This window comes from Gluconobacter cerinus (assembly GCF_002723935.1).
Classification (GTDB): domain Bacteria; phylum Pseudomonadota; class Alphaproteobacteria; order Acetobacterales; family Acetobacteraceae; genus Gluconobacter; species Gluconobacter cerinus.
On sequence record NZ_BEWM01000033.1, the window covers coordinates 1 to 3,571 of the forward strand.

The window sequence follows — 3,571 nt, forward strand, 5'->3', positions numbered from 1 at the left end:
GACAGCGACCTGCACCTTGTGACTGATACAGGCGCAACAATCCGGGCAGCCCGGACCAATAATGATCAGGTTATCTTCATGATCCCTGTCGGCGTTGGCAGCGTCCGGATCGCCTCTCGTGCCAGCCGTCCATATGACGCACTAGGACCCTTTGTGGACGATCGTCGGACACTGGGGGTTCTGGTCGGCGATATCAGAATGTTCGAAAGCAATGCAACGCGTTTACTCAGTGCGCATTTTACTGAGGAAGGTCTTTCGGGTTGGTGTAACGTCGAAGACGGAAAAGTGCGTTGGACTGATGGAAATGCTTTTCTTTCTTTAGGACATCGCCCTCTGGGCAGTATCGCTCTGTTATCCGTTCAAATTCTTGCGTCTGGTCCCTATCTGGTGACAGACACGACACTAGACGTGGCTCTTCAGGCATAACAAAAAAGAACCCGGTGACTTCACGTCACCGGGTTTTTCTTGTATCGTGCCACAATCATGCCACATAGAACCTTGCTGACTCCAGGACAGATCTGGACCCCCAAAAATCAACAGGAATTCCCTATAAAAATTGTTGATCTGGTAAAAAGCAGTATCGAATTTCAGGTATTGAACAATAAATTAGACATAAAAAGATGCGCTCACTCTCTTTTTCGAAAATGGATTAAAAGTACCCAAGCGTCTCTTACTGAAATTGATGAAACCCGCGTGCCTCCAACACTCGCGTTGGCACAAAAGCTCTTTGCTCTTCGCAAGTCCGCAAAGATGAGCCAGCTTGCTCTTTCTGAAGCGCTCAATATCAGTCGCTCTGCGGTTGCTGCGCTTGAAACGGGACGAACTGGAGATCTGCAAAAATACCTTCCAAAAATTTCTGAAATTTTTGATGTTCCCATCAATTTTTTTCTGGATGGCCTCTCAACCAAACCAGTAAAACGCGTCATCTCATCAGATGAAGATATTTTGATTAATCTTTACAGGGCTCTTACCCCCGAGAAAAAAATAAATGCACAAAAATATATGGAGAGGCAAAGAAATACATAAATTATAAGTTCATTTCAAATAAATTGTTAATTAAAACGATGTCGAAATCTGGAGAAACTCTTTATTTTTTAAAGCTCGCTGTGCGATTTCTTTGGTATTAGGATCTGTAGGTTTTGAGATGATCTATGGTTGCAGCGATGCAGATGACGGCCATGAAGGATGTGGCGGTATTTTCGTATCGTGTAGCGATTGCTCTCCACTCCTTGAGACGTGCTCATAGGTTTTCGACCAGATGTCGGTACCGATAGGCCCATTTGGGGCAGGATACCTGCGGCTCGTTGCGTTTTGTCGGGACGAGCGGGTGTGAGCCCCTTTCCCACAGGGATTCTCGGATCTGGTTCGAGGCGTAGTAGCGCGTAGCGTACGGCAATGCGTCAAGGAGCGCCATGGCTGGGGAAAGTTCATGGGCCTGACCTAGCGTCAGGGTAAAAGGCAGGTCCTTTCCATGGCCATCTGCGGCTACGCAGACTTCGCTGTCAAAACCTCCACGCGAGCGACCAAGTGCTTCACGATCATTTTGGCTTCCTCTGAATCCCCCTTTTGGGCCGCTTCTGCCGCCTTATGATGAGTCCGAATGTTCGTACCATCAAGGAAGGCCATACCCAATGCCGGATCCTGACCCTTCACCTGTTCAAACAGAGCCTGCCAAACGCCGACCTTTATCCAACGGATGAAGAATTGAGCCACCGTCCACCAAGGGCCGAGTTTCGCAGAAATGGATCGCCACTTCGTCCCGTTCTGGTGGCGCCAGAAAGTCGCCGACAGGGTCCGTCACAGATCGCGAGGCGGGGTTTTGCCTTTCGGACGGACCGCCTCGATCACTGGTTCCCAGATCGACCACGCATCATCGGAAAATACAGACTGCATCATGCTCATCACAGATGAGCTGGGCGGTTCACTACCTATTTTAAGGCCTAACAGGCCCTAAAAAGAGACTTACTCGGTTCAGCAGGCTTGGTGATCAACTCGAAGCGTTTTCCCTGACTATGGATTTTGAAGTGTTCCGCCCTGATCTGGAGCAGGCCTTGGTCTATTCAGATGGGAGCAAGGGCGGGCGACCACCGTTTGATCCCGTGTTGGTGTTCAAGGTCCTGGAGATCCAGACGTTAAACAATTTGTCCGATGAACGGACAGTGTATCTGATCAACGATCGCCTCTGCTTCATGCGCTTCCTTGGTCTGGGGCTTTCAGATCGGTTGCCAAAACAGTCTGGCTGTTTGAGAACGCCTTACCCAGGGAGGTGCGATTGATGGCCTGTTCAATTGCTTTGACGCGACCCTGCGGAGGGGCGGTTACCTACTGATGTCCGGCCAGATCCTGGATGCCACGCTCGTAGCGGCTCCGCAGCAGCGCAATACCAACGCTGATAGGAATAACGGTCTTTACAAAGACCAACAGCGTGAAGTCGCTATAGTCTGGTCTGTTTGAGGATTGGGAGGAGTAAGGACAGAAAGAATGGTCTGCTGACGCTTCTCAAGCGTAAAGAGCGCGCCAGAGCCTGCATAATGTGTTGTTGTGGTGATACGGTAGCCAGTTTTGAGCAGACTGCTCAGGGACGTCGTGACCGGATGCAGCGTCGTCGGAACGGTAAGCGGACGGTAAGGAGATTTGACGCCTGATTCTGGTAGCCAGTCCTGAGAACTTTGCGCAAAAGCGCAGACTGGAAAGAGAAAAATGCACAGGACAGGAAATACAGCCACACGGTTGATCATCAAGAACTCCAAAACCCGGGACGCGACAAGCTCAATACTTCGTAGTTGTTGAGAAGAGATTCATCACAAGCACGCCGGCGATGATCAAACCCATTCCGATCATCGCCGGAAGATCAAGGCAACCGCAGCGACAAGGACAATACCCACCCCAGACCAGATCGCGTACGCAATTCCGGTCGGAATGTTTCTGAGGGCTATCGAAAGACAGTAAAAAGCGACGTTGCGATGATTTCCGCGACAGTGGCGATACCGAGATAAAGAAAGCTCATGGCTGCATCATGAGCGGAATCTCCTCAGGAATAAAGGCTGACCAGTATCCGGAAGCCTTTATTCCCCAATCCCCCAACTTTTCATTGTCACAACCGTACCCTAGCGATTTTCACATCGCTAGGGCCTGATGCCGGTCAGGCGTGGAGCGCGCTTTTCTCAGAGGTTGTGTCAACAAGGAGATATGGACCTCCGGCATGAATCTGGAGTGCCATCAAGGCAATACTACCGAGCGGACGCCGACCCAGATCCAGACGAGCGGATCCATCCGTCCAGCGCATCGTACCGTCTTCAACATTATTCCAACCCGACAGATCCGCCTCATGAAGATGCGCGCTCAGGGTCGTCGTCGCGTTGCCTTCGTAGAGTTTCACGTCTCCCACCAGCACGCCAAGTGTGCGACGATCATCGACAAAAGGCCCCACAACGTCACAAGGTCGGCTGGCATTGGAAACAATCCGGACGCTTTTAGCACCGGCAGGAATCATGAACATCACCCGACCATTGTGTTCCCGGATCTGGTGGAGTGCCATACCTGTATTCGTGATCAGGGACAAATCGCGCTG

The 3,571-nt window shown here is 50.9% G+C and carries 1 protein-coding gene and 5 pseudogenes; 3 read left to right on the plus strand and 3 right to left on the minus strand.

Going from position 1 to position 3,571, the window contains the following annotated elements:
• Together GCE01_RS16420 and GCE01_RS16425 are read left to right on the plus strand one after the other, a co-directional pair.
• Positions 1-426, plus strand: a pseudogene (locus GCE01_RS16420) (Hint domain-containing protein); the annotation flags it as partial.
• Positions 427-483: 57 nt separating this feature from the next.
• Positions 484-1,026, plus strand: a complete 543-nt coding sequence (locus tag GCE01_RS16425; protein WP_244591286.1) for a helix-turn-helix domain-containing protein — start codon at positions 484-486, stop codon at positions 1,024-1,026.
• Between the two features lie 97 nt (positions 1,027-1,123).
• Here the strand turns inward: GCE01_RS16425 and GCE01_RS16430 are convergent.
• Positions 1,124-1,893 (minus strand): annotated as a pseudogene (locus GCE01_RS16430) (IS5 family transposase).
• A 65-nt stretch (positions 1,894-1,958) separates the two neighbouring features.
• Here GCE01_RS16430 and GCE01_RS16435 point away from each other — a divergent pair.
• Positions 1,959-2,397 (plus strand): annotated as a pseudogene (locus GCE01_RS16435) (transposase); the annotation flags it as partial.
• A gap of 372 nt (positions 2,398-2,769) precedes the next feature.
• On the opposite strand, the pseudogene GCE01_RS16445 reads toward GCE01_RS16435, so the two are convergent.
• A pseudogene (locus tag GCE01_RS16445) lies at positions 2,770-2,957 on the minus strand (SMR family transporter); the annotation flags it as partial.
• Between the two features lie 185 nt (positions 2,958-3,142).
• Positions 3,143-3,571, minus strand: a pseudogene (locus GCE01_RS16450) (Hint domain-containing protein); the annotation flags it as partial.

Excerpts from the sequence above, each read along its gene's own strand:
- GCE01_RS16425 (WP_244591286.1), top strand. The coding sequence starts at position 484 with ATGCCACATAGAACCTTGCTGACTCCAGGACAGATCTGGACCCCCAAA.